The organism is Bacillus sp. TH50 (genome assembly GCF_016650565.1).
GTDB classification, from domain to species: Bacteria; Bacillota; Bacilli; order Bacillales; family Bacillaceae_G; genus Bacillus_A; species Bacillus_A mycoides.
The window spans coordinates 569,115-595,221 of sequence record NZ_JAEKFM010000003.1; the positions used below are offsets into that span (position 1 = coordinate 569,115).

The window sequence follows — 26,107 nt, forward strand, 5'->3', positions numbered from 1 at the left end:
AGTTTCACTCTCCTAATTAGAAACGATATACAAGGCCGTACATAATAAACATATTTATAATAAAAATGGAAAGAGCAATTGGTACTTGTGCTTTAATGACTGCATTTTTATCTTTCAATTCTAAAAGCATCGCAGGTACGATATTAAAGTTTGCTGCCATTGGAGTAAGCAACGTTCCGCAATATCCAGCAAACATACCGAGTGCTGCCATAATTGCTGGGTTTCCTCCGTGCATTTGCACAATTAAAGGTAAGCCGATTCCACCAGTGATTACTGCAAACGCTGCGAATGCATTCCCCATTACGACTGTAAATAGCATCATTCCTAAACAATAGGCCATAACAGCAACGAATGGATACTCTGTCGGTAACACTTGTCCGACTAGATCCGAAACGACTTGTCCTACGCCAGACTTCGCAAAAATACCGCCAAGTGCTGCTAACATTTGTGGTAAAATAACTGCCCAACCGACAGCCTGTAGTAACCTACTTCCTTCTTGAACAGGCGTTGTTATTTTCGCTTTTGTAATATGCATCGCCGCAATGAATGCAAGTAATGCCCCTAACGCTAATGCAACTAATGTTACTTTATCAGGATCAACAAGTGCAACATTTCCCCATTTGATTTTTCCTAACGTTAACGTTCCGATAATTGTAAAAATAGGTATTAATATTGCAGGCATAAAAATTTTATTTTTTAATTTCTCAGCATGTTTTACACGTTCTTGTACTGGTACTTCTTTCTCCTCGGATTTTGTTACTTTATTTAATGAAGCCAAAACAACCATAACAAGCACAATACAGCCAACATAAAACGAAGGGATTACATTTCCGAATAAAAATGTAACTGCAAACAATGCCCAAAATAAACTAGAACCGAATCGGTTTGGATGCTCACGATCAAATGCAATACGAACAGCGATAAATGCAACGATTATACCTAATACATAATAAATTGTATCCATTGTTATGATGTTCATCTTATATAGCCTCCTTCTCTTGTTTTTCTTCTGCTTTCATTGTTTTCTCTATATACTTATCAAACCTTCTAAACCTGATCCAGCTCACAATAAGGGCAGATATCGCAGTTGGAATTCCCCAAAGCGCCATATCCCATACACCGACATGCATACCTACTGAATCGAAGAATCCTTTCATTAATAAAATGGCTCCAGTTGCGATGAAAATATCTTCTCCGAAAAACCAAGCTGTATTTTCCGCAGCTGCTGCATTTGCTTTAATCTTTTCTCTCAATTTTTCAGGGAGTTTACCGTATTTACCTTGCGCAGCCCCTTCTGCCATCGGCGCAACAAGCGGTCTTACCGTTTGCGCATGACCACCAATATTTAGTCCAAGTGCTGCTGATGATTCTCTTATCGTAAAATATGACATTAATACTCTTCCAGTTGTTGCTCCTTTTGATTTCGTTATAAGTGCTTCTGCTCTTTCTTTTAAACCATAACGCTCTAAAATTCCGATTACCGGTAAAGTTAATATGATTGGCATAGACATATATCTGTTTTCTATGAAAAATTTACCGAACATGCTAATCACATCATAAAAACTTAAGCCTGAAACCATACCAGTAACAATACCCGCAACCATAACTACTAACAGTGTATTTAGCCTAAATAAAAACCCAACCGCAACAAGTAAAATCCCAATTAATTTCACCAATTTTAACACTTCCTCTCATTTTTAATCCCGCTAATTAAAGTTTCACTTTATTTGGTGCGCATATAGAAATACCATTAAGTTCGAATGTTCTGTATATTTTTTCCGCAAATTGGACTGCTTTCTCTCCGTCCCCGTGTAAACATATCGTTTGCGCTTGAACTGCTACTTTCCCCCCATTAACCGATTCTACATACCCTTCTTTCACCATTTGAAGTACTTGTTTTATTGCTTCATCTTCATTTTTTATAAGAGCATTTTCTTCTGTACGGCTCGTTAAAGTTCCATCCTGCTTATACGTACGATCGGCAAAAGCTTCTTGTACGAGAGTTATATTATATTTTTCTGTTGCCCTTATAAATGCCTCACTATTTGCTAATCCGTAAAGTAATAATCCAGGGTTAATATGATAAATTGCCTTTGCGATTGCATCTGCAATTTCCGAATTAGTTGCCGCCATATTATATAAGGCACCGTGCGGTTTTACATGCTGCATTTTCCCTCCAGCAGCTTTAACAAATCCTTCTAATGCGCCAATTTGATATAAAACATAATCGTATACTTCACTTGCTGAAACATGCATGTTCCTTCTTCCAAATCCAATTAAATCAGGAAATCCAGGGTGTGTCCCTATTGCTACATTTTGCTGCAGAGCTTTTTCAACCGTTTGCCTCATAACGGACGGATCACCAGCATGAAAACCACAAGCAACGTTTATAGAGGAAACGAACGGAAGAATTTCATCATCATTCCCCATTTTATAAGCTCCAAAACTTTCTCCTAAATCACAGTTTAAATCGATCGTAGTCACGATGTTTTCCTCCTAATCTCAGCTTCGTAAAGCGATGAATGTCTTTAATAGACTCATACTTGTTTCCTGTTCTATATACAATTGTGCAGCTTCTTCCATAGTTATTTTTTCAAAAGTTACATAGTCTCCTGGTTTCAGCTGCGCTAGAAGAGGTAAATCTACTGAAATTACATTTCCAATTCTCGGATAACCACCTGTCGTTTGTCTATCCGCCATTAATATAATAGGCTGTCCACCATTCGGTACTTGAATTGTTCCGAATGTAACTGGGCTCGATAAAATTTCTATCTCTTCAACTCTATTTAAAACATCTCCGTCAAGCCTATATCCCATGCGATCAGCATAATTGGACACTTTATACTCTTTCGAAAAAAACGACTTTATACTTTCTTCTGTAAATTGATCATATTCAAAGTCTGTTATGACGCGAAGAATAGGATGCTTCTTATATTTTGGTAAAGTATTGTTACAAATTGCCCACTTCGTTTTTATACGCTTTTCTTCTTGTAAATTTTGAATGAAACGGCTTGCAACTTCTGCCCCTGTACCAATTTGAAAATAATCTCCTTTTTTCAGCATTCTCCCTTCAATACCGCCAAGAGCAGCACGTATGTAAGTACTTTTACTTCCCATCGTATGATCAATATTTATACCGCCCGCAAAAGTCACATATGCTCTGCAACCGCTTTTCGCTTTTCCGAGGCAAAGCATGCTTCCTTCTTCAGCTAATATAGGGCGCCATAATGGAATGCGTTCTCCATTTAATAACGGTTCCATATCCGCACCGCCAATCGCAAGCAAAGTCGTTTTCTTTATTAACAATTTAGGTCCCATTATTGTAATTTCGAGTCCAGCCTCATTCTCCTCATTACCTACTAACATATTAATCATCCTGAGCGCACTTTTATCCATAGCACCGCCAACAGGTACACCGTATTGTTGATAATGAAATCGCCCTAAATCTTGGACTGTTGTAAACATTCCTGCATGCAAAATCTCTACATCCATTCTTTAGCCCCCTCAAGCGATACGTACTCTTCCTTTGTTATTGGTATAAATCGTAAATACATACCACTTTGAATATATGTTGGTGTTTCTTCTTTTGGATTAAACAGAGAAATAGGTGTTCGGCCGATAATATTCCAGCCTCCTGGTGTTTCAAGCGGATAAATACCCGTTTGATTTCCGCCAATCCCTACTGAACCAGGAGCGATTTGTAACCGTGGTGTTTCTTTTCTAGGTGTTTCTAGTTCTTTTGATAATCCCCCTAAATAAGGGAAGCCAGGCGTAAAGCCTAACATATACACGAAATATGTTGTTTCACTATGTATTCGAATAACATCCTCTACTTGTAATCCTTGATAATGCGCAACCTCTTCTAAATCTGGTCCATATTCTCCCCCGTAACACACTGGTATAGAAATATGTTTCACATCTCGGTTCACTTCTTCTTTATATGAATCACACAGCTCCCGTATATAGTGGCAAACATAATCATATGGTCTTATATTTCTATCATTTTTCATCCATACTTCGTACAAATTGTAGTACACCGCTAATGAAGTAAACGACGGAACGCATTCAACCATTCCTGCAAACGGATGTTGCTGCAGTGCTTGAAATAGTCGTTGTACTTTTTCATATATATCCATCCCAATTTCTTCACCAAATGTAACAATAATTGCTTGATCCCCTAACGCAGAAAATTTCATCCCACTCCCTCTTTCTATGCCAAAAAGCCGAGTTCTTTCGAAATGCGGTATGCTGTTTCTTTCACTTTCGCAGTAAAATATGAAATGTTACTTTCGCTATACTCAATTGCTAATCCCGAAATACTAATGCCGGCTACAACCGTTCCATCACTTGCAAAAATTGGAGCTGCTATAGCCGCTGTATGATTTTCTAATTCAGAATAACTAATTGTATATCCAGCTTGTTTTGCCATATGTAATACTTCTAACAAATGCTCCTTATTCACAATCGTTCCATCTGCAAACTGCTTTAAATCCGTTTCCTCTATGTACTTTCTTTTCTCTTCCTCAGAAAAATACGATAGTAAAATTCTCGGACATGCACCCGCATACAGTGGAGCCCTTCTTCCAACCGCCGTATAAACACGTACTGGCTGAGCTCCTTCCATCTTCTCAACATAAATCGCGTCATTACCATCTTGAATAATTAAATTTACTGCTTGCCCTAAACTATCTCTAAGCTCTTTCATATAAGGAATCGCAATATTTCTTACGGATAACCTTTGTGAAACAAGTTGACCAAATCGTAAAAAAACGACTCCGAGACGATACTTGCCCTTTTCTGTTTTTTGTAAAAAGTCCATTTCTTCTAACGAGCCAATTAAACGATAAACAGATGTTTTCGGCATATTCGTAAGCTGAACCATCTCTGTCAAACTTAGCTCCTCATGCTCATAAAACAACTCTAAAATATCCATTGTCTTAACTGCCGTTTTATTTATACTCATTCTATCTCCTTCTCGTTCCGAATTTCGGAACTTCAATTCCGTTTTTCGAAACAAACATATAATTTAAAATTATAAAATATTCTTTCAATTCTATCAATATTTTTTTTACAAACAAAAAAAGTATGGAAAAATATTTCTCCCATACTTTCGCTTTACTTTATAACGCTCTCACTTGTTTCAACGGCCAGAAAACAGCTTGTCCTTTTCCGACAATTTCATCTTCTGAAATAAATCCAAACATACGACCGTCTTTAGAAACTTCACGATTATCTCCTAAAACAAACACTTGGCCTTCTGGCACTTTCGTTTTCCCTGTGATTTGTTCTAACGTAAAATCAGGAGTTAATACACGACCAGACGCCTTTTCTTTAAATTCTTTTAAATACGGTTCTTCCATCGCTTTTCCGTTTACATATAAAACATCATCTTTATACTCAACTGTATCACCCGGTAAACCAATTACTCGTTTTACTAAATCGTACCCTTCTTTTCCGTGGAAGACGATAACGTCAAAACGGTCTAATCCACTTATACTATAACCAATCTTATTCACGAGAACTCGTTCGTTATTTTCTAAAGTGGGCATCATCGATTCCCCTTGTACTAATGAAGGTGTAAATAAAACACCGCGAATAATAGCGATTAATACAAGGGTAAATCCTATCGTTTTAGCCCATGAGAATAATTCTTTCTTCGTATTTTCCTTCATCGTTTCTCCTCTTTCTTAAGTGTTTATTTTATTATTTGAACTAATTCTTGTACTAAATTAGGATCAATTTCAGAAAAACATGATTTCCCTTCTCTTACCGCTGTACCGACATGAGCTTGAGAAATTCCAGTTTCATCTAGCAATTGTTTTACATTCTTTTTCGTTACTCCGCTTCCGACAACAAGCTGTATATTCCCTTCACTTTCCTTCTGCATCTCTCGAAGCACCGGAATATTATCTACTACATTTCCTTGTCCGCCTGAAGTTAACACGTGAGTAACTTTATTGAATTTTTTCAAAGCTTTCATCGCTTCTACTGGATTTTCTGTATCATCTATCGCACGATGATACGTTACATTTATTCCATCTACAACAGATAATAAATCTACTAATTTCTCTTCATCAACTTCATTTTGTACGTTTAATACACCTAATACAACACCAGCAGCTCCAAGATTTTGAGCAACTACAATATCTTCTTTCATCATTTCGATTTCTTCTTCCGTATATGTAAAAGACTTCGCATGCGGACGAATCATAACATGAACTGGTATTTGCACTGCTTCTACTGCTTTTTTTATAAAAGCATAACTCGGTGTTAAACCACCTTCTGTATATGATGAAATGAGTTCAATTCGATTTCCACCAGCCTTTTCAATTCGCTTCACATCTTCTAAACAAGTTGCAATAACCTCTAGCATGAGATAACCTCTTTTCGTACTTTTTTCTTATTATACAGTAGGTGAAATAAGAAACATAGCATTCCACTATAAAACTATAAAAAGAAGAATGAAAAGAAAGATTTATTGAATTGATAATAAATATCATATATGTTATGTTTTTCTTAAAATTACACATTCTTATATCCCTATAAAAGGAGATGAATATATGATTCTTACAAAAAAACGGTTCGTTATCTCTAGTTCATTTATTGTAATTGCATCACTTTGCGCGATTACTTTATTAACAAAGCAAACTACAAAACTAGCTTCCTCACCTTCAAGTATAGAAAAAGAAACTATTACCCTTTCATCAAGCAATAAAGAAGAAACTCAAACCTTTCGTTCATCTTCATTTAATAACTCAACTGTATTCAGAGGCGATACTGGTACAGACTTTGACTTTAGCGGCCAAGGTGACTTACATATTACGATTGAAAATACTGGTACAAACAGTTTTACCTATTCAATTAAATTCAAAGAAGATCGTTTAGTCAAACACACGTTACAGCCAAATGAAAGTGAATCCTTTCCTTTACGTTCACTCATCGCCAATCCTTTACCAGGTGAGTATTCATTATTTGCACATAATCAAGACTGTTCTGAAAGTAGTATGAATCTTGAAGTGCAGCCACAATAGAACAAAATAAAAAGGCTATCCTCTTACCAAAAGGATAGCCTTTTTATTTTGTAAAACGAGAATTCCCTCTTCTTTGAACAATGACATAATACATGGAATTATATCAACGATTCACCGACAACGAAAAGCCTGTTCCTGAACGGAACAGACTTTATATTTCTTCATTACGACCGAAACGCCGCATCCGCTAACATAGACAGCGTTACATCATCCATCGGCGGATTGTGCAGCCCTGCTCTTACGTTTAAATAGTAACGATGAAGCGGATTTTTTTCTGATAAACTTTTCGCCCCGACAATACGCATTGCTTTATCTACAATAGATATTGCCGCGTTCGTTACAACATATTTTGCAGCTGCTAGTTCGGCTTGCAATGATAATTTATCTTCTGCCTCATCGTATTTTTTCGCAATTTGATATAAAAAGACACGAGCTTGCATAAGCTCAAGTTCTAATTCTCCAACTAACCTTCTAACATTCGGTAATAAACTTATAGAATGATTTAAACTGTTTGGCTTGTATGATACCGCAAACTGAACTGCATAATTTCTTGCTGATTGTGCAATTCCTAAATAACATGCTGGTATATGTAGCAACCAGCCAATACCCTTAGCTTTAACTTTTGAACCCTTTATATCAGTGAAAAAGCAATCTGGTATCTCTACATTTTGTAAAACGAGATCATGGCTCGCAGTTCCTCGCATTGCGATGCTATCCCACGTTTCTTCAATGGTCACGCCTTGCGTATTCTTTGGAATAACAAACTCTCCGATATCTTCCTGGCCTTCAATACTTGCTGAAATGATAAAATAATCAAGTACTGGTGCCATTGTCGTAAACGTTTTTCTTCCATTTATAATCCACTTCTCACCTTTTTTGACAGCTAACGTCTCTGGTTTCCCGCCGCGCGTAGGACTACCTGTATTCGGCTCTGTTGCAGCTCTATTAAAAAGCGCACCATTACGTACTTCTTCACAAAACCAAGTGAACATTTCCTCATTCCAAGAACGATTTTCAGCTAATTCCTTTACAATGCCAAGGTGCCACCCAATTGATAATGCGGTAGCACCGCAGCCTTCTGCTATTTTCTCTTGAAATAAAACGAAGTCATATAAAGAAATCGCATTGCCTCCCAATTCTTTTGGCAACGTTAATTTCGTATATCCGATATCTTTCAACTTATTAATATTTTCATACGGAAATGATCCTAATTCACTTAGTTGATGCTCCCTTTCCATGAACTTCGGAATCAATTTATTTATTTTCTCAATAACTAAAGATTGTTCTTCTGTTTCAACAAATGAGAGTGCCATACATAATCTCCTTTATGTTCGATTCATAAACCGTTCATTTTGTCATTATGATTATATGAAGTTACTTCTCTATTGTTTCACTATTCCGATAAAAATACAATGCTTTTGAACAATAAGAAAAGTTCCTATAAAAAGGATAGGTTCTTTTCTTATATTAATCCCCTTTCAATGCCTTTAATGGCAAAGAGGTTACATATCCAATATACGAGCATAATTCTTTAAAAAAGAAAGGGATTTCTGTATCTAACGTTTTATACGCTGACGTTGGAGTTGGTGATGCATACGCTTCAATTTTAATATGTTTTGCAATTTTCATTGCACGTTTCATATGAAGTGGATCACTCACAATCGTATATGTGCGTATTCCGTTCTCTATTCCAACTTGCTTTGCATTCTTTAAATTGTCCTCTGTGAAAAGGGATTTTGTTTCAATTAGAATATCCTCTTCTTTTACACCATGTTTCAGTGCATACACTCTAGCAGTACGCGCTTCCTCAAGCTCTGCCTCAAACTTTGTACCACCTGTGAAAATAATCTTTTTAATATTACCGTTCTTATATAAGGAAATTGCATGATTAATTCTTTCTTTAAATACAGGAGATGGTTTTCCGTTCCATGAAGCTGCTCCCAGCACGATACCAGCATCTGTCTTCACACCATCATCTGTTTTAAAGCGATAACTCCAAATATCGTAAGCTGCATAACTTACATATAAAATAATAGAACAAATCATAAGCAAGAATACTTGCAAGGTTCTTCTTTTCTTACTTTTCTTATTTTCTTTCATTTATAACTGCCTCCGTACATCATCCATACTTCTATATAAAAACGTATATATCAAATCATTTTGTTTGAATTTGTTTAAAAGAAGGAATTTTTCTTATCATATATATGCATTAAAGGGTTTTCATTTAAAATTGAGGATTATCAATTCATTTTTCGTTTGCGGTTTTCATTACATTTGTGTAATTTATAAGTTTATTACCATACAACTACATTGTAACGAATTTTTTATCATAATGGAATGATGAAACAAAAGAAGTAACTGTTTTGTAAGAAAAAAGGTATATTTTTCAACTAGACGATCAATACACCTTTCTTAATATGAATTATCGTTTTTCTTTATACGATTCTAATTTTTCTAATAATCTTTCCTTTACAGCTGGCCATTCACTTGCAATTACACTGTATACAACTGCATCTCTAACATGTCCACTCGGCAATTTTCTTTCGTTTCTAAGCACACCCTCTTTTACTGCGCCCAGTCTTTCAATTGCTCTTTGTGCTTTTTCATTTCGTGCATCCGTCTTAATTTGTACTCTCCGCATATGCAATTTTTCAAAAGCATATTGTAATAACATGTACTTACATTCTGTATTCATACTCGTACGTTGCACACTCGGGTCATACCACGTTTTCCCTAATTCCACCGTCTTATCTTCAACTGAAATGTTATATAAGCGTGTACTCCCTACTATTTCATTCGTCTTTTGATCAACAACAACAAATGGCAAATCCTTCCCTGCCCCATAAGCTTTTATCGCCTTTTGAACATATTGCTGCATATCTTGAACAGTATCCATTTTAGAGATTAAATACGCCCAAATATCTCGATTTCCTTCCACGATTGAAAACATTTTTTCGACATCATCGCTATCCATTAACCGTAACTTTGCTCTTTCGTGAATAATTTCCATTTGTAAGCCCCCTTTGTTGTAACTATATCATACTTTATTACCGTTATATCGTTATATAAGAACATAAGGTTATTTTTATATCAAGGAATAAAATATATCTTTAAAATAAAAAGTGCGATGCCTTTTATTCAAGCATCGCACTCATAAATTGAATTGAAATTTACTTCTTTTCCATTACTGCAAAATAATTATTTTCGCTATCTGCAAAATTAAATATTCTACCTGAAGGCATATTTACAATTTCTCCGACTGTAACGTTTTTGTATACTAAATCACTATATAAACGATCGAATTCTTTTGAGAAGAACATTAAAGAAGGTGTGCCAAGATTTAACTCCGGCTGCATTTTAGCAATTAGCTCCTTATTATGGAGAATAATACTTGTTTCAGCTTCTTTAGTTGGAGCAATTTCAATCCATCGCATTCCTTGACCGTTATCTTCCTCTGAAATGACACTAAACCCTACTTTTTCTGTCCAGAATTCCTTCACTTCATCTTGGTTATTCACATACAACATGATTTGACCAACATTATTAATCATCTATTTTAACTCTCCCTTACAAAAATCTATTTCAGCGACTCTAATCGCTCGTTCAAACGATCCCAAGTTTCGGTGATACCTTGTAGCATGCCCATGTCCATAACGGTCTTAAGGGCTTCTTCGGAAACATATTCAGCACGGTTTATTAGCTTTGTCTTTCCACCTAAATCGATGAATTCCAATGTCATCTCGGTTGACGGCATAGAATCATTTACATTGCCTTCAGCATCTGAAAAGTAATCAGTGTAGACGATTTTCTCTGGCTCAATAATTTCTTTATAGACTGCTTTTCCCCATGATTCCATACCAAAAAATTGCTCCAAGTTCTGATTGACACACTTCATACAGTAGTGCCAAACGCCTCCCGGACGGAAATCGACAGTGCATGCTGGAATTTCCCAACCTCTTGGTCCCCACCAATGTTTCAAATGCTCTGGTTCTTTAAACATACTGAATACAAGATCACGCGGCGCATCGAAAACGCGCTCCAGTACTAATACCCGATCGTTCTCTACTCTTGATACCATTGTATTGTTTGACATGTTAATTCCTCCTTAAATATGAACTGATTTTATGACTTTTCCTTGTTTTGCAATTCCTTCAAATACTCATCTAAATTATCGAATCTCTCTTCCATCACACGCTTAAATGACTGTACCCAACAATCAAGTGCTTGGAAAGGCTCAGGTCGGAGCTTGTAAATCCGGCGATTAGCTTCAGCCTGCACTTCCACAATCCCTGCATCGCTTAACACTTTTAGGTGTTTCGAAGTTTGTGGTTGCCTTAATCCTAGATGATCGGCAATTTCCCCAACGGTTAAGGGACCGTCACGCAAGAGTTCAACAATGTTCATACGATTCGGTTCAGATAAAGCGCTCAACGTCGTCATATTCACGCCCGGAATTTTTCCCGACATATCACTCACCTCATAAAGTGATGGTCTCCGGTTGTAACACATCAATATCATCACTAATATTATCTTTCTGTTGAATCGATTATAACCAAACAGGAATATTCCTGTCAAGGAATATTCAAAAACTAAATTGATACAAAACGTAGGCGTTACTTAAAAATAAAAATGGATTAAAAACATTTCATAGACCTATGTTTTACGATAAAGCGATACTTTAGTCAGTGGGTTTTGGAACGATTTCCGCGAAGGCTTTATTTTTATTTGGCCCAAGAAAGTTTTAACACTTTTAATACTATTTAACGCTACAGTATTTTTTGTCATCTTTTTATTTGATAGTTTAGTTGTTTTATTGGCAAAAGAAATGGACATACGTGATAGTTTGTTTGGAATCTTTATAAGTATCGTTGGGTTAGACGCTTTAGTCAGAGCTATAACCATTGGAAAATAGGGAAATACAGTAAACAAAATGAATATCTTAAACGGTTCAGCTATATTACTTGGAGGAATGTTGATCCTTACTGGACTTGGAGGGTTCGGCTTTTTATCGAGTAATTTATTTTTATCGTTAATCATTTGGTTTTTTATTGGTATATTTATCGCTTCTACCTCTGTATGCTATAGTTACTTACTTCAACTTCAAACCCCTGCAAGATTAATGGGAAGAGTAACTAGTACCGCAAATACAATGGTGCACGGCGCTATGGTGATTTCACCTACATTAGGTTCACTTTTAGCCCTATGGATAAAAGTAAGCGGAGTTTTTCTACTCGCAGGAGTTTTAATCACAAGTATTGGTATGATTATTTACTTAGCTCATACGTTATTTATGAAAAAACAGCTGGAGTTACTATAGAACATAATTAAAGTTATGCCATTTTCTGATTTGAATAATCGGAAAATGGCATAACTTCAGAAACTTAAGGCTACATTTTTAAAGCAACAAATAAGCAATCGGCGTAATAATAAGCAACGTTAAAATCGTTCTTTGCACATATAGAATAATAAGCTCAGATACTTTTAACGGAATATCTGTTGATAATATACAAGGAATTGAAGCGGAGAAAAACAAAATAGATGATACCGAAACAACCGCAATAACAAACTTTGTCACGAGTGGTGCACTTACAACTAAAAGAGAAGGTAAAAACATTTCTGCAATACCAACTGATGCTGCTTTTGCAGCTAGTTCCGCTTCTGGAAGCTGCAGTAACCATGTAAATGGATAGAAAATATAACTAATCCAATCAAATATTGGCGTAAACTTTGCCAAGACGATACCAATTAATCCTACTGACATAATAGATGGTAAAATCCCCATCGTCATTATAAATCCATCTTTTAAATTCACTGCGATATTTTTCATAATACTTGGCGCAGATTTCGATACTTCTAATGCATCTTCCCAAGCTCGCTCTAACATTTTCTCTTTATAAACGGGCTCTGGGAACCCTTCTTTCGTAATATATGTATCTGGTTTTCTACTAAGAGGCGGGATTCTTACGGTGATAGCGGTCACGATGAATGTTACAACAAGAGTAGTCCAAAAATAAACATTCCATAAATGCATAATGTCTAATGTTTTTGCGATGATGATCATAAATGTTGCAGATACTGTAGAAAAACCTGTAGCGATAATTGCTGCTTCTTTCGTCGTATACTTTCCTTCTTTGTACACTCGATTCGTAATAAGAAGTGCAAGCGAATAACTCCCCACAAAGGAAGCGACCGCATCAATTGCTGACCGTCCTGGTGTTTTCCATAAAGGTCTCATAATTGAACGGCAAAACGTACCGATAAATTCAAGTAATCCGTACCCGACTAATAACGCTAAAAATGCCGAACCAATTGGTACGAGTAAACTTACTGATATAACTAACTTCTCATACAAAAACGGTCCAACATCTGGCGCAAAGAACCAATCTGGCCCTATTTTCAAACAATATAATATACCAAAAACAACACCAACTACTTTTAATAAAGAAAAACAAATGTCTACGATAGATGCATTCCACTTCTTCGTATAAAATGGATAAATCGCACCAATTACCATAACAAGCAGTGCATAATAAGGTACTACCGAAGGAACCATAGCTCTTATCCACGATACGATATGATCAATCATAATAGACGAAGCACCTTTTATCGTAACTGGTACGAAAAACATAAACACACCTACTAAACTTGCGAGTATAAACCGAAGTATAATCCCCCTCTCTCGCCCTGTCTTAATTACATTACTTTTTAATTCAATTTCATTCAAAATTCGACACCTCCAATTATCTAAATATTATGTATAATAACGCCAGATCCCTTCTTTTAATTCTGAATATTTAATCATGCAAAAAAGCCTATTTTGAAATATACAATCAAAATAAGCTTTTTCTATTACCTCTTATAATCATCCACAATTACTTGAATTACACGATAAGATTCTTCTGCCACTATCTTATTACTAGTCTTATTCGCATCATATGTAATTAACGCCTTCCAAAGTGCCCATCCTCTCGCTCTATTCCACGTTCCTTCATCTATGCGCAATACTTCTTTAAATACGTTTCTACTATTCTTATCAAAAAATGTCCATGCCATCGCTGCATCACAAGCCGGATCTCCTACTCCTAAAATACCAAAATCAATTACGGCACAAAGTTTTCCTTCTTTAACAAGTAAGTTACCTGGCGCTACATCTCCATGAACCCAAACTGGTTTGCGATCCCATGTTGACCTAAGTGCTAAATCCCAAAGATGCTTTAACAATGTCTCATCAAAAACATCCTTATTATTTTCAATAGCCACTCTCGTTTCTTCATCGTATACAGATATAAGCCCGCCTCGGTAAAAATTATGTTCTCCAGCTAATGGCCCGTTACTCGCATCAATTGATTGTAACTCTATTAAAAATGCTCCTAAGTCCACCGCAAATTCATTTAAGTCACGGACATTTTGTTTCGTAACCGTTTCCCCCTCTATCCACTTATTAATAGACCAAGGCCATGGATACGATTCAGATGGATTTCCTTTCGCAAGTGGTGTAGAAATCGGTAAAGAAAGCTCCTTACTTAATATAGGTAACCACTTATTTTCTTTCTCTACTTGCGGTGCATATGCTGCATCACTTGGCAATCTTACACTCATCTCATCCCCTAGGTGAAACGTTCTATTATCATGACCGCTAAATTTTACAGGTTTCACTTCTAAATGTGCCCATTCTGGAAATTGTGCCCTTATTAACCTTTTAACTAAATCAGCATTAATATAATTCATTTACTTCCCCCTTTATATACCTATCACACGGATAAACGCGTTCTACCGTCATTTTCGTCTGTAACATATTCAACATAAAACCCTTGATCAATTGCGTTTTCATACATCAATTCAATCGCTTCTTGGTCTTTAGCGTAAACTGTGACGTATGTACAATCCGCAACTAGTAAAACTAATTCACACTTACTCTCTTTAAATTCTTCATATGTTTCAATATCTACTACTTCCTCTCCTTTTGGATACGCTTTTAAATCTGCAAAAATAACATAATATATATTGTCTTTAAATAATCTTTTCAAATCTGATCCTTCCACTATACTTGGTTCTTCTGGAAATAATGCCTCATCCAATCCACCACGTGCTACTAAGTAGGACTCCTCACTCCCCACCCACCAATCAAATGGAGAAATATCAATCGGCTTTAACACTTTCCAAAGTAGATTATCATATTCATTTGGAATATCTACTGTAATTCCTCTTTTCATTTGTTTGCTCCTTTCTTTTATATTTTCTGTTCTGTTTAATACATTATATAACGTAAGTAATTACTACATCTTATATATATTTACTATATAACCTTCCTTGTAATTCCTCACAAAAAACCGCTCCACTACTAGTGAAACGGTTTTTCCTCGACTATTTTTTAAGCATTTACTTCCGTTTTATGTTCCTTTCCTACATTACGCTTTAAAGCTGTTCCAAGTATGATAACCATACTTACTACACCAATCCAAACGAGTACAGTAAGAGGAGTATTCCAAGCTAATCCTTTTCCAAAGAAGAATATTTCTCTAAGCCCTTCAATCATAAATCGCATTGGCAACCATGCGTACACCCAATCTTGATAAAATGGTGACATCATTTCAGGCGCTAATGCTAATAGCGGTGCCCCAAAGAAAAGTAATAGAGCGAATATACCTATACCCTTTAGTCCAACTAATGAAAGCACCGCAGAAATCATTAAGAAGAAACAAAAAGAAGTAATGGATAAGAACAGAGCCGTATCCGTGAAATTCGGGATATTTAATCCTACCATTCCATCCGCAATCCATGTAAGACCAAATCCAATTACAAGTGTAGCAATTGCTCCTGTTACTATTTGTTTTAGTTTTAATACAAAGTTTTCTTTTCTTGTACCTACTGGCATTTTACTTATCGCAATAAAGATAATTGCTGAGCTCGCTAAACTTGCAATCCATAACGGCTGGAATAAAGACATTGGCGAGTTACCGTTCGCACTATTTTTGCCGATTTCATTCACATTTGTCACTTTCTTCGTAATAGGTGTTACTACATTTGAAACTTGGTCTGCTGTTAATGTAGCTCCTTTTGCTTTCAATCCTTCTAATAGTTGTGTACGAACAGTATTGTTCATATTATCAACGATCGCATTTAACATTTGTCCTGCCATAGTTGATGCTGCTGTATTCATTCCTTGATTGATGAATATTTCTACCTCTGGCGAAGATGGCTGTGGTGTTCGTAACGATGCTTGTTTTGTGCTAAAGTCTTTCGTAATAACCAATGCTGCATAATATTCTTGATTATTTAAGCCTTTTTGAACTGCTTCTTTATTTTGCACTTCTACCCACTTTACCGCAGGTTCTTCCTCTGATTTTGATGTCTTTTTCATATTATCAACAATCGTTTGCCCCATATTCATCTTCGGTTGATTCGGAATTTCTACTCCTTGATCCTCATTTACAATTGCGATTGGTAAGTTTTTCGGCTTAGGTTGAACGGTTGGAAATAATGTTAATGAAAAAATAAAAACAACAAGTAGTGCAATAACTGGAGATAACAATAAAAGTTTGTTTTTAAACATTTTCTTTTCTCCTCCTTTAATTTGATTTATAATAACCAACAACGTGTTGTTTATTTATATTTGAATTATATGTTCGAGTTGAACCTTATACAATAATCAAAAATCGTGAATGTGTCGGTTATAAGACACATCCTTGAAATGTGTTGGCTAAAATTAAGGAGGGACATACTTTGCGCGATAGTAATTTAGATTTACGTGTTATTCGTACGAAAACTGCCATACGAAATGCATTAGTGGAATTAATTGAGGAAAAAGGTTTTGACGCCATAACAGTGAAAGATATTACTACGAAAGCAAACATAAATCGTGGTACATTTTATACACATTACCAAGATAAATTTGATTTAATGACAAAATGCCAAGAAGAAATTATGTATGAATTTTCTAGTATTGCTAAACAGAGATTACCGGAAGTTATTGCTGATCTTGGATCAAGCCCTTCCCCAACAATGCCATTTATACTTATCGCTTCTATTCTTGAATTTCTAAATGAAAATAGTGATTTTATGAAAGCTGTACTAAGCCCAAAAGGAGATTTATCTTTCCAAACGAAACTGAAAGACTTTATGTGGAAAACACTATTTGAAGATACGAATGGTCCTCTCATTAATAAGGAGAATTTACTTGTCCCAAGCCAATACTTAGCTTCTTATATGGCATCTGCTCATATAGGTGTCATTCAACAATGGTTAAATAATGGACAAAAAGAAACACCTGAGGAGATTGCTCGTATTTTATCAACAATCGCAGTTCATGGACCTTTTTATGCAGCTGGTTTAAAGAAATAAGTCCGCTATATAATAAAAGATCATCCACTATAATAGCGGATGATCTTTTATTTCATTACAACACTTCAATATAGCCTTCTGTTCCATGTACCCGAATTCGTTGTCCGTCTTTTATTAATTTCGTAGCATTCTCTACCCCGACGACTGCTGGTAATCCATATTCACGTGCAATAACTGCTCCGTGTGTCATGAGCCCACCAACTTCAGTGACTAACCCTTTTATAGACACAAACAATGGTGTCCAGCCAGGATCAGTAAAAGCAGTAACTAATATATCTCCCTCTTCTAAATTCGCTTCTTCCATATTTAAAATAACGCGTGCTCTCCCCTCAATCACTCCTGAAGAAACAGGCAAACCTACAATCGCGTCAGCCGGAAGATTTTCTCGTTTATATTTACCTGTAATGATTTCTCCATCAGACGTCATTACACGTGGAGGCGTTAGTTTTTCATATAATTTGTAATCATTTTTTTGTTTATGAATAAGCTCGTAATCTAGTTTATTCGTAAGGACAACTTCATGAAGTTCTTCAAAAGTTAGATAGTATATATCTTCTACTTCATCAATAACTTTATTTTGCACGAGTTGCTCGGCTTCTTTCAATATTGCCTGCTTATATATGAAATAGCGATTAATCATACCGTATTTTGGATATTCACGATAACCGATAAAATTCCGGATGTTACGAATCATTCGCTTCGTCTCTTCTATTTTTTGTTTACCATCCGGCAAATGCTGCAATCGATCTACTAACTCCTCTTCTTTTTTCAAAGCTTCTTGCAACCCTTCTTCAAACTTCCGTTTACTAGCGCCAGCTTCAAAGTCTCTTATATTATTTAAAATCATTGGGATAATGATTGTTGGCTTTTCACTCCAGCGTGTTTTTGTAATATCGATTTCTCCGCTACATCTCATTCCGTATTTATTTAGAAAAGTTTGAATGGCATCTCGAGCTTTTTCTCCGCCTTTAAATTGAACTAATTCATCTAAAAAGTTATCATTTTCTACATGTTGTAAATACGCAATAACTTCTGGATATGGCCGAATCATATCTGCAACATCGAGTAATGCTAGCCCCATTTCCGACGTAATATTATTTTGTACAGATTGTGAAAGTGTGTCTGCTGCATTCTTTTCGCCTAGCCATTGCTCCATTTTTTCATTGATCCATGTTGAAGCATCCATACCTGCCATAATGACAGCCATACTTTGCGGATGAAATAATATTTTCTTTAATTGCTGCATATCTTCCAAAATAAAATCAAGTACATCCACCCCTGATTTCGTTTGCATTTTTCGTTTTAACTCTTCGATTGATGCTTGATTCATCTTTATTAAATCCGTAACGATCGCTGGATTGTTTTCGATTTTTGGTTGTGAACTTGCAGGTGGTCCACTTTTACCAACACTCTTTTCTTTTTCATCATCTGGTAACAATGTAATAAAATCATCTCGCTCGACTACAGTTGTTAATGCATCTTTAATAAGCGGTTCCGAATTCCCTATCATATTTAATAAAAGTTCTCTACTAGTAGGCGAAGCCAATCTTTGTGCAACATCAACAAACAACCTTCCTCCAGCTTGAAACCTCTGTCCAAAAGATGTTAACTGGAATAAAGACATTCCTAATGGCTTCAAGGGATCGGTCATCATTTGCTGGTGACCAACCGATACATACACATGATTTTCCCCATCATTTACTTCTGGTATTGGATATAAAGTCGTGATTGGGCGACTTTGGACAATATAAAATGTATCATCCACTAAACACCATTCAATATCTTGCGGACAACCAAAATAAGCTTCAATCTGTCTTCCAATCTGTGCTAGTTGTAATATTTGTTGTTCAGACAATGTTTGAAGCTTTTGCTGAGCCGGATCAATCTGTTTCGTCTCCGTTCCGCCATCTTTTAAAGCATAAATAGCTAATTTTTTAGTTGCTATCATCTTTCCGGTAATTTTGCCTTCTTTTACTTTATAATTATCGGCAGAGACCAGTCCTGATACTAATGCCTCACCAAGTCCAAAACTGGCATCGATTGATACTACCTTTCGGTTAGAAGTAACCGGATCAGCAGTAAATAAAATGCCCGAAGCCTCAGGGAAAACCATTTTTTGAACGACAACACATATAGAAACTTGATTATGTTCAAAATCATTTTGCATGCGGTACATAACTGCCCGCTCTGTAAATAAAGAAGCCCCGCACTTTCTTACATGCTGCAAAATCGCTTCTTCTCCGATAATATTTAAATACGTATCTTGTTGACCAGCAAATGAGGCATACGGTAAATCTTCAGCCGTAGCACTAGAACGCACGGCATACGCATGTTCATTTCCAAAACGTGAGAGATAATGAGCTACCGCTTCCACTACTTCAGAAGGGATTTCTACTGCCATAATGACGTCTCTAATCTTCTTACTAATTCCACCAATTTGGGATCGCTCTTCCATTTTCAACTTTGTTAGCTGCTGCAACAAAGTTTGAAGCTCGTCATTTTGCTCGATGGCCTTTTCATACCCTACCGTTGTAACACAAAAACCTTCTGGCACTTGTATACCTTGAATGTTTGATAATGCCCCTAAATTCAATCCTTTTCCGCCAACAAGTGAAAGCTGCGTTTTTTCTATTTCCTGAAAATCGAGAACGAAAGAACTCATGTAACATCTCTCCTTACTATGTGTGTGTTCTTGATTGTAGCAGTAGTAAATGAGAATAAACAGTCTATTTCGAACTTGATTTACATGATATAATTAAGTTAGGAAGAGATGATTTTTTATTTCTCCCCCTCTAATTCACTTCAATTACATCAACAAACTTAAACATCCTTTGATTATGAAAAGCATCGGTACAAGTAATCGTCTTATTTAATGGATTTATATCAGCTACTGTTATGTAATTTTTATATAGATAGCCCTCTTTATAATATGTAAGTAAAACCTCTTCTTCACCTAAATATGAAATTAACAGCTTATTTTCAATCCTTTCTTTTGCATCTTGCGTTAAAATTGGACGCGGGACTTTCGTTTGCTCCTGTATCATTTCTTTAATGCAGACGAACTGCTCTGGCATACTAGCAAACGGTTGCCATTTTATCAAGACATTTTTTCAAGTTTTCTAGAAATATGAATGTCCCAATCATTGTACACATGTATATGTACAATGAGCCTCTCATAAATAACACACGTCAAATTCCTCCCCCTAATACAATATTCTCCCTATTGGGGTATTACCCCATCACCATCAAGCTAAGAAATTCATTATTCCCCAGAACGAAAAAAATGACCTAAATTCTCATAAATAACTGTTGTAGTAATATAAAATTTTCGTTTTGGGATACTTCAAAATATTAGCTTGATAGACATGCGATGAGACCCCCAATTAAATATAAAAAAGAGCACTGATGAACTGCACCCCAATTGTTAGACACAGTCTAACAATTGGAGGTGCAGTTTTTCTATGGCTAAATTTACAGCTGATGAAAAAATACAAATCGTTCTACGTTATTTGAACGGAAATGAAAGTTATCGAGAAATGGGTAGAGCGATCGGTATAAGTGGCACAATCATTCTGAATTGGGTAAACCAATATAAGCAGAATGGTGTGGAAGCTTTTCTAAAACGATGTACAAATTACACACAACAATTTAAACTAGACGTACTAAACTTTATGATTGAAAACGGTATGTCCTTATTTGAGACGGCAGCTATCTTTAACATTCCTGCCCCTTCAACGATTTCTGTTTGGAAAAAACAACTCGAAACACAAGGAATTGATGCCCTTCAATCTAAAAAAAAGGGGCGTCCATCTATGAAAAAAGAGTCAAATAAACAAGTAAAACAAGCTTTAGCTGAAGGGTCAGTCGAAGCACTTGAAGCACGTATTAAACAGCTTGAAATGGAAAATGAGTACTTAAAAAAGTTGAATGCCTTAGTTCAAAACAAGGAAAAGTCACTAAACAAGACAAAGCGCAAGTAGTCTATGAATTAAGGCATAAATATTCGGTGAAGGCACTCGTGGAGTTAGCTACTATTCCACGAAGCACGTATTATGATTTAGTAAAGAAAATGAATCGCCCAGATGTAGATGCCGATTTGAAAGCTGAGATTAAAGTGATTTATGAGGAGAATGAAGGTCGTTATGGCTACCGTCGCATTCGTGATGAGTTAGCGAATCGTGGTCAGAAAGTGAATCACAAAAAGGTGCAACGTATTATGAAAGAGCTTGGATTAAAGTGTGTTGTGCGTATGAAGAAATATAAATCCTATAAAGGGAAAGTCGGTAAAATTGCACCCAATATTTTAGAGCGTAATTTTTATGCAGATGCACCGAATCAAAAATGGGTAACAGACATCACAGAGTTTAAATTATTTGGAGAAAAACTGTATGTATCACCTGTATTAGACTTGTATAATGGTGAGATTATTACCTATACAATTGGTTCTAGACCGGCGTATTCACTTGTTTCAGAGATGTTAGAGAAAGCATTAGAACGTTTACCTGAAAACCACCAGCTACTGATGCATTCGGATCAAGGATGGCATTATCAAATGAGACAGTACGTCCGTACACTTGAATCAAGAGCTATCGTACAGAGTATGTCTCGAAAAGGAAACTGTTACGACAACGCAGTAATAGAGAATTTCTTTGGGATTATGAAGTCGGAGTTCCTCTATATAAAAGAATTTGAATGCATAGAGCATTTTAAAATAGAATTAGAAAAATATATAGATTATTATAATAAGAAACGGATTAAGGCAAAATTAAAAATGAGCCCGGTACAATACCGGACTCATTTGGATCAAGTAGCCTAATGAAATAACCGTGTCTAACTTTTAGGGGTCACTTCATGATTTTTAGTGCTCTTTTTGTAAGCATTAAATAATGAAATTTGAATACGGTTATTCTTTAGAATAGCGAATAATTATTAATTAGCCCCCTCTAGTTGTTGAACGTAATGAGCAAATTCTAAAGGCTGTTGCTTTTTTAATAATAATCTTCTGCTACCCAATATCTATTTTGGTATTTCTTTAATCGCTCTTCCAAATCCCCTATGTATGTATCACGATGAAGTACACGCTCGTATCTTATATCCCTAGGACAATCTAAGAATACTACCTAATCATAAAATATTTTCCATTCTCCCCTCAAAAGAAAAATGCCTTCAATAATTACAATACTTTTAGATGTTATCTTTATCGTTCTCTGTGTAAATGTATCTTTTTCCTTGTTGTAAAATGGCAAAGATAGATACTTTTCATTTTGATACAATTTGTCATATAAGTGTTCTTTTAGATAATTAGTATCCCATTGTAACTGATAATATTCAAACCATTCATCGTGCCCTGTATTATACCTCTTAGCTTTCTCAACAATATGATCATCTATATGGATAATTATTATATCATCTAAGATATTTTTTAGTTGATGTACTAGTGTCGTGTTCCCAGCACCACTTAAACCATCTATCGCAAGAACAAAGGGCCTATCTACATTATGCTTTTTATACTTTTCTTTTATTTGTTGCTTTAAACATTCCCATTTATCCAGTCAATTCATTATCCTTTCTACCTTTTTTAAACTAAGACAACTTAATTTCCCTTTCACCACATATTCTTATGACAAAGTGCTGTAGAAAGCTTAAGAATTCTTAAGAACTTTTTCCCCTTTTTCTTAAGATTTGGATGCTAGTATATGATTATGAATTCAAACCTGTGAGGGGTTAAGTATGAAAATAGTTAACCTTTTTAATTTTATGTATATAATGAACTAGAAATCAGTTGTTGCAGCCCTTCCAAATTCAAGGTTTATTGGAAAAAAATAATTGAAGGAATTAATTTGAAGAAAGTAAGATAGAAATGTTTCCCCTGCTTATGTCTTTAGTTGTTCAATACGAGAAAAAATGTTGAGGAATCATATGGAGTCAAAAATTCTTATTGTTGATGATGATAAAGAGATTAGAAATCTTATCTCTGTATATTTGGAAAATGAAGGACTGAAAACTCAAAAGACAGAAGATGCTATGGAAGCTTTACAACTGTTAGAAGAAAAGGAGTTTGATCTTATTATTTTGAATATTATGATGCCGGATATGGATGGTATTGAAGCTTGCATGAAGATTAGGGAAGACCGCAATATGCCTATCATTATGCTATCTGCAAAATCAGAGGATATAGACAAAATTCAGGGTCTAGCCTCTGGTGCCGACGATTATTTATCAAAACCGTTTAACCCATTGGAATTAATCGCTAGGGTAAAATCCCAATTAAGAAGGTTTAAAAAATACAATACGTCAATAGATCATAATAAAAGCATCCTAGAAATTGGTGATTTAGCCGTGAATACAGATACACGTCAAGTATGGGTAAGGGGAAAGGAAACAAGTCTAACTCCAAAAGAATTTGATATACTCGAACTACTTGCCCGTAACAAAGGGATTGTCCTGAGTGTAGCAAAAATATATGAAGCAGTTTGGAAAGATGCTTTTTATAAATCGGATAATACCGTCATGGTGCATATTACAAAAATAAGAGACAAAATTGAAGAGGATTCTAAACATCCTATTTATATTAAAACTGTTTGGGGAATTGGATATAAAATATGAAGAATGTTAGTTTTAGAAATAAGATCATTATAAAACTTCTTGGTGCTGTTGCAGTTAGTTTTTTTATTTCATTTGGTTTAACAATCCTCATTTTGGCATACGTCATAGATCCATTTTTTGTAAAACACGAAGAATTTGGTATGTTTGAATTCAATTTGGCATTGTTGTTCTTATTCGCGTTCGCAATCTTTAACTTTATAATAATTTTTTTGATATTGGTTCGAAAGAAAATAGTATATTTGAAGCTCATTTCGGATAATGTAAATGATATTGCAAATGGAAAACTGGGTTTGACAATTGGGATTAAGGGGAAGGACGAATTGACCCAACTTGCTCAAAATATCAACTATATGTCCAAGGAATTGGAAAATACATTTGAACAGGAAAGACGATTAGAACGTACAAAAAATGAACTTATAACCAATGTATCTCATGACTTACGCACACCGTTAACATCTATTATTGGCTATATAGATTTATTAAAAAGAGGGCAATACAACAGTAAAACACAATTACAGGAATACCTTGAAACCACTTATTCAAAGTCACAGAGACTGAAATATTTAATTGATGAGCTGTTTGAATATACTCGTTTATCAGGCATAGATGCTAAGTTAAACTTTAATGAAGTTGATTTATCAGGTTTGTTGGAGCAAATAGTTGGAGAATACATTCCTATATTTGAAAAGGAAAGTTTAATCGTTCAAAAATCAATAACAGAAGAAACAATACCTATTTTCATGGATGTAGAAAAAATGGTACGTGTATATGAAAATCTGTTTATGAATGCGATAAAGTACAGCATGAAACCTTCCGAATTATCCGTATGTCTTGAATTAATAGGTAACAAAGCAATTTTGAAAGTATCAAATAAAGTCGAGAAGCCGCCTGTTAGCGACCCTAATAAATTGTTTGAAAGATTTTTCAGGGGTGATAAGGCAAGAAAAAATGATCAAGGAAATGGACTGGGACTTGCTATCTCAAAAAGAATTGTTGAACTTCATCATGGTAATATACATGCAGAATATAAAGAAGGTTGGATATCCTTTATTGTTGAACATCCAATCAAATAGATTGGCTTATGGAATTACAGGTTCCATAAGCTTTTTTTTATAAAACTTAAGAATTCTTAAGGATTTTACAGGGTGTTTCCTAATTTTCATAGTTTATCATGTATGTATTCAAAGCAATGAGGTGAGTGGAGAAATTAAAAATAAAATTTTCTTTACAGCTTTCAATTGGATACATCGTGACAGCCTTATGGAAAAGGTAAATGCAACATGACTATTTTGTTAGTAGCAAATATGAATAGCAGCTTATTTTAAAGAAATGAAAAAGCAAACATAGGAGGATATATATGATAAAACCAGTTGTAGATGTAAAAAACATTCAAAAATTGTACGGTAAAAAAGGTGAGAATCAATCGTACGCGTTAAAAGGTGTATCATTCTCAATTCAAGAGGGGGAGTTTGTCGGTATTATGGGGCCATCTGGTTCTGGTAAAACAACATTATTAAATGTGATTTCAACGTTAGATAAAGCGACAGGCGGCGTTGTTGAAATTGCAGGAACGGATATTACGAAAATGAAGCAAGGTGAGCTTTCTGATTTCCGTTCGCAAAAATTAGGATTCATCTTCCAGGATTTTAACTTGTTAGAAAACCTGTCTATTTATGAAAACATCGCACTTCCACTATCTCTTCAAGGTGTTCCATCACGTAATATTGGACCCAAAGTCGAGAAAGTAGCGGGTATGTTAGGAATTACAGAAATACTTCAAAAGTATCCATCTGAAGTATCTGGTGGACAAAAGCAACGTTCGGCAGCAGCACGTGCGTTAGTGCATGAGCCAGCAATTATTTTAGGGGACGAGCCAACAGGAGCGCTTGATTCTAAAAATGCAGCAAGTTTACTGGATGCGATGACAAACTTAAATAAAGAACAAGGTGTATCCATTATGATGGTTACGCATGATCCATATAGTGCCAGTTACTGTCAGCGTATTTTATTCATTCAAGATGGTGAGTTATATAAAGAAATTCATCGTGGTGGTACCCGTGAAGAATTCTATAAAGAAATTTTAGACGTGCTTGCAAACTTAGGCACACAAAAAGCGTAAGGAAGGAAGT

The 26,107-nt window shown here is 35.5% G+C and carries 28 protein-coding genes; 7 read left to right on the top strand and 21 right to left on the bottom strand.

Annotated features, from left to right (window positions below; all coding sequences use genetic code 11):
• Positions 1-16: 16 nt before the first annotated feature.
• The 8 genes from JFU23_RS03030 to JFU23_RS03065 all read right to left on the bottom strand — a co-directional run bounded on the left by JFU23_RS03030 (position 17) and on the right by JFU23_RS03065 (position 6,373).
• On the bottom strand, positions 17-979 hold the full coding sequence (locus JFU23_RS03030) for a DUF979 domain-containing protein (RefSeq protein WP_201031329.1): 963 nt from the start codon (positions 977-979) through the stop codon (positions 17-19).
• A gap of 1 nt (position 980) precedes the next feature.
• Complete coding sequence (locus tag JFU23_RS03035) at positions 981-1,676, bottom strand: DUF969 domain-containing protein (protein WP_002142352.1); 696 nt, start codon at positions 1,674-1,676, stop codon at positions 981-983.
• A 34-nt stretch (positions 1,677-1,710) separates the two neighbouring features.
• The gene (pxpA, locus tag JFU23_RS03040) at positions 1,711-2,484 is read right to left on the bottom strand and encodes a 5-oxoprolinase subunit PxpA (RefSeq protein ID WP_201031330.1); all 774 of its coding nucleotides are present in this window, start codon (positions 2,482-2,484) and stop codon (positions 1,711-1,713) included.
• A gap of 18 nt (positions 2,485-2,502) precedes the next feature.
• Positions 2,503-3,492 (bottom strand): 5-oxoprolinase subunit C family protein, encoded by a 990-nt coding sequence (locus JFU23_RS03045; RefSeq protein WP_201031331.1) that lies wholly within the window; start codon positions 3,490-3,492, stop codon positions 2,503-2,505.
• A complete protein-coding gene (gene pxpB / locus JFU23_RS03050) occupies positions 3,483-4,196 on the bottom strand; it encodes a 5-oxoprolinase subunit PxpB (protein WP_201031332.1) in 714 nt (237 codons plus the stop codon). The genes JFU23_RS03045 and pxpB overlap by 10 nt, the downstream gene beginning before the upstream one ends.
• A gap of 14 nt (positions 4,197-4,210) precedes the next feature.
• The gene (locus JFU23_RS03055; RefSeq protein ID WP_002137090.1) at positions 4,211-4,963 is read right to left on the bottom strand and encodes an IclR family transcriptional regulator; all 753 of its coding nucleotides are present in this window, start codon (positions 4,961-4,963) and stop codon (positions 4,211-4,213) included.
• A gap of 157 nt (positions 4,964-5,120) precedes the next feature.
• Positions 5,121-5,672 carry a signal peptidase I gene (gene lepB / locus JFU23_RS03060; protein ID WP_002013664.1) on the bottom strand — a complete coding sequence of 184 codons (552 nt, stop codon included), beginning with the start codon at positions 5,670-5,672 and terminating at the stop codon, positions 5,121-5,123.
• A 23-nt stretch (positions 5,673-5,695) separates the two neighbouring features.
• Entirely contained in the window at positions 5,696-6,373 is a 678-nt protein-coding gene (locus JFU23_RS03065) for a copper homeostasis protein CutC (RefSeq protein WP_201031333.1), read from the bottom strand.
• Between the two features lie 187 nt (positions 6,374-6,560).
• Here JFU23_RS03065 and JFU23_RS03070 point away from each other — a divergent pair, with 187 nt between their 5' ends.
• The gene (locus JFU23_RS03070; protein WP_201031334.1) at positions 6,561-7,031 is read left to right on the top strand and encodes a hypothetical protein; all 471 of its coding nucleotides are present in this window, start codon (positions 6,561-6,563) and stop codon (positions 7,029-7,031) included.
• 164 nt (positions 7,032-7,195) lie between these two features.
• On the opposite strand, the gene JFU23_RS03075 is transcribed toward JFU23_RS03070, so the two are convergent.
• From JFU23_RS03075 to JFU23_RS03100, 6 genes are all read right to left on the bottom strand, one after another.
• A complete protein-coding gene (locus JFU23_RS03075) occupies positions 7,196-8,344 on the bottom strand; it encodes an acyl-CoA dehydrogenase family protein (RefSeq protein ID WP_201031335.1) in 1,149 nt (382 codons plus the stop codon).
• Positions 8,345-8,498: 154 nt separating this feature from the next.
• A complete protein-coding gene (locus tag JFU23_RS03080; protein ID WP_201031336.1) occupies positions 8,499-9,131 on the bottom strand; it encodes a YdcF family protein in 633 nt (210 codons plus the stop codon).
• 322 nt (positions 9,132-9,453) lie between these two features.
• Complete coding sequence (locus tag JFU23_RS03085; protein ID WP_201031337.1) at positions 9,454-10,041, bottom strand: GNAT family N-acetyltransferase; 588 nt, start codon at positions 10,039-10,041, stop codon at positions 9,454-9,456.
• Positions 10,042-10,201: 160 nt separating this feature from the next.
• Positions 10,202-10,582, bottom strand: coding sequence for a VOC family protein (locus tag JFU23_RS03090; RefSeq protein WP_201031338.1), 381 nt, complete (start codon positions 10,580-10,582; stop codon positions 10,202-10,204).
• A gap of 26 nt (positions 10,583-10,608) precedes the next feature.
• Positions 10,609-11,124, bottom strand: coding sequence for an SRPBCC domain-containing protein (locus JFU23_RS03095; protein ID WP_002013656.1), 516 nt, complete (start codon positions 11,122-11,124; stop codon positions 10,609-10,611).
• A 29-nt stretch (positions 11,125-11,153) separates the two neighbouring features.
• Positions 11,154-11,498, bottom strand: coding sequence for an ArsR/SmtB family transcription factor (locus JFU23_RS03100; protein WP_201031339.1), 345 nt, complete (start codon positions 11,496-11,498; stop codon positions 11,154-11,156).
• A 463-nt stretch (positions 11,499-11,961) separates the two neighbouring features.
• On the opposite strand from JFU23_RS03100, the gene JFU23_RS03105 reads away from it, so the two are divergent.
• Positions 11,962-12,348 carry an MFS transporter gene (locus tag JFU23_RS03105; protein ID WP_242483479.1) on the top strand — a complete coding sequence of 129 codons (387 nt, stop codon included), beginning with the start codon at positions 11,962-11,964 and terminating at the stop codon, positions 12,346-12,348.
• Positions 12,349-12,426: 78 nt separating this feature from the next.
• On the opposite strand, the gene JFU23_RS03110 is transcribed toward JFU23_RS03105, so the two are convergent.
• The 4 genes from JFU23_RS03110 to JFU23_RS03125 form a co-directional block, all read right to left on the bottom strand.
• Positions 12,427-13,755, bottom strand: coding sequence for a YjiH family protein (locus tag JFU23_RS03110; RefSeq protein ID WP_201031340.1), 1,329 nt, complete (start codon positions 13,753-13,755; stop codon positions 12,427-12,429).
• 125 nt (positions 13,756-13,880) lie between these two features.
• The gene (locus JFU23_RS03115; RefSeq protein WP_201031341.1) at positions 13,881-14,759 is read right to left on the bottom strand and encodes an aminoglycoside phosphotransferase family protein; all 879 of its coding nucleotides are present in this window, start codon (positions 14,757-14,759) and stop codon (positions 13,881-13,883) included.
• A 23-nt stretch (positions 14,760-14,782) separates the two neighbouring features.
• A complete protein-coding gene (locus JFU23_RS03120; protein WP_201031342.1) occupies positions 14,783-15,244 on the bottom strand; it encodes a DUF2691 family protein in 462 nt (153 codons plus the stop codon).
• 158 nt (positions 15,245-15,402) lie between these two features.
• Positions 15,403-16,584, bottom strand: coding sequence for a YhgE/Pip domain-containing protein (locus JFU23_RS03125; protein WP_201031343.1), 1,182 nt, complete (start codon positions 16,582-16,584; stop codon positions 15,403-15,405).
• 170 nt (positions 16,585-16,754) lie between these two features.
• On the opposite strand from JFU23_RS03125, the gene JFU23_RS03130 reads away from it, so the two are divergent.
• Positions 16,755-17,372, top strand: coding sequence for a TetR/AcrR family transcriptional regulator (locus JFU23_RS03130; RefSeq protein ID WP_002084688.1), 618 nt, complete (start codon positions 16,755-16,757; stop codon positions 17,370-17,372).
• A gap of 55 nt (positions 17,373-17,427) precedes the next feature.
• On the opposite strand, the gene ppsA is transcribed toward JFU23_RS03130, so the two are convergent.
• Entirely contained in the window at positions 17,428-20,034 is a 2,607-nt protein-coding gene (ppsA, locus tag JFU23_RS03135) for a phosphoenolpyruvate synthase (RefSeq protein WP_201031344.1), read from the bottom strand.
• 130 nt (positions 20,035-20,164) lie between these two features.
• Positions 20,165-20,446 carry a YolD-like family protein gene (locus JFU23_RS03140; RefSeq protein ID WP_113709907.1) on the bottom strand — a complete coding sequence of 94 codons (282 nt, stop codon included), beginning with the start codon at positions 20,444-20,446 and terminating at the stop codon, positions 20,165-20,167.
• 387 nt (positions 20,447-20,833) lie between these two features.
• Here JFU23_RS03140 and JFU23_RS03145 point away from each other — a divergent pair.
• Positions 20,834-22,188 (top strand): IS3 family transposase gene (locus JFU23_RS03145; protein ID WP_157404958.1). Its coding sequence is split into 2 segments (ribosomal slippage): positions 20,834-21,287 and positions 21,287-22,188, totalling 1,356 coding nucleotides; the frame shifts between segments, so codons are not numbered across the junction.
• Between the two features lie 304 nt (positions 22,189-22,492).
• Here the strand turns inward: JFU23_RS03145 and JFU23_RS03150 are convergent.
• Entirely contained in the window at positions 22,493-22,924 is a 432-nt protein-coding gene (locus JFU23_RS03150) for a nucleoside/nucleotide kinase family protein (RefSeq protein ID WP_307838349.1), read from the bottom strand.
• A gap of 367 nt (positions 22,925-23,291) precedes the next feature.
• Here JFU23_RS03150 and JFU23_RS03155 point away from each other — a divergent pair, with 367 nt between their 5' ends.
• The 3 genes from JFU23_RS03155 to JFU23_RS03165 all read left to right on the top strand — a co-directional run bounded on the left by JFU23_RS03155 (position 23,292) and on the right by JFU23_RS03165 (position 26,097).
• On the top strand, positions 23,292-23,978 hold the full coding sequence (locus JFU23_RS03155; protein ID WP_201031345.1) for a response regulator transcription factor: 687 nt from the start codon (positions 23,292-23,294) through the stop codon (positions 23,976-23,978).
• Positions 23,975-25,051, top strand: coding sequence for a HAMP domain-containing sensor histidine kinase (locus JFU23_RS03160; RefSeq protein ID WP_201031346.1), 1,077 nt, complete (start codon positions 23,975-23,977; stop codon positions 25,049-25,051). The genes JFU23_RS03155 and JFU23_RS03160 overlap by 4 nt, the downstream gene beginning before the upstream one ends.
• Before the next feature lie 284 nt (positions 25,052-25,335).
• Complete coding sequence (locus JFU23_RS03165; protein ID WP_201031347.1) at positions 25,336-26,097, top strand: ABC transporter ATP-binding protein; 762 nt, start codon at positions 25,336-25,338, stop codon at positions 26,095-26,097.
• The last annotated feature ends 10 nt before the right edge of the window (positions 26,098-26,107 follow it).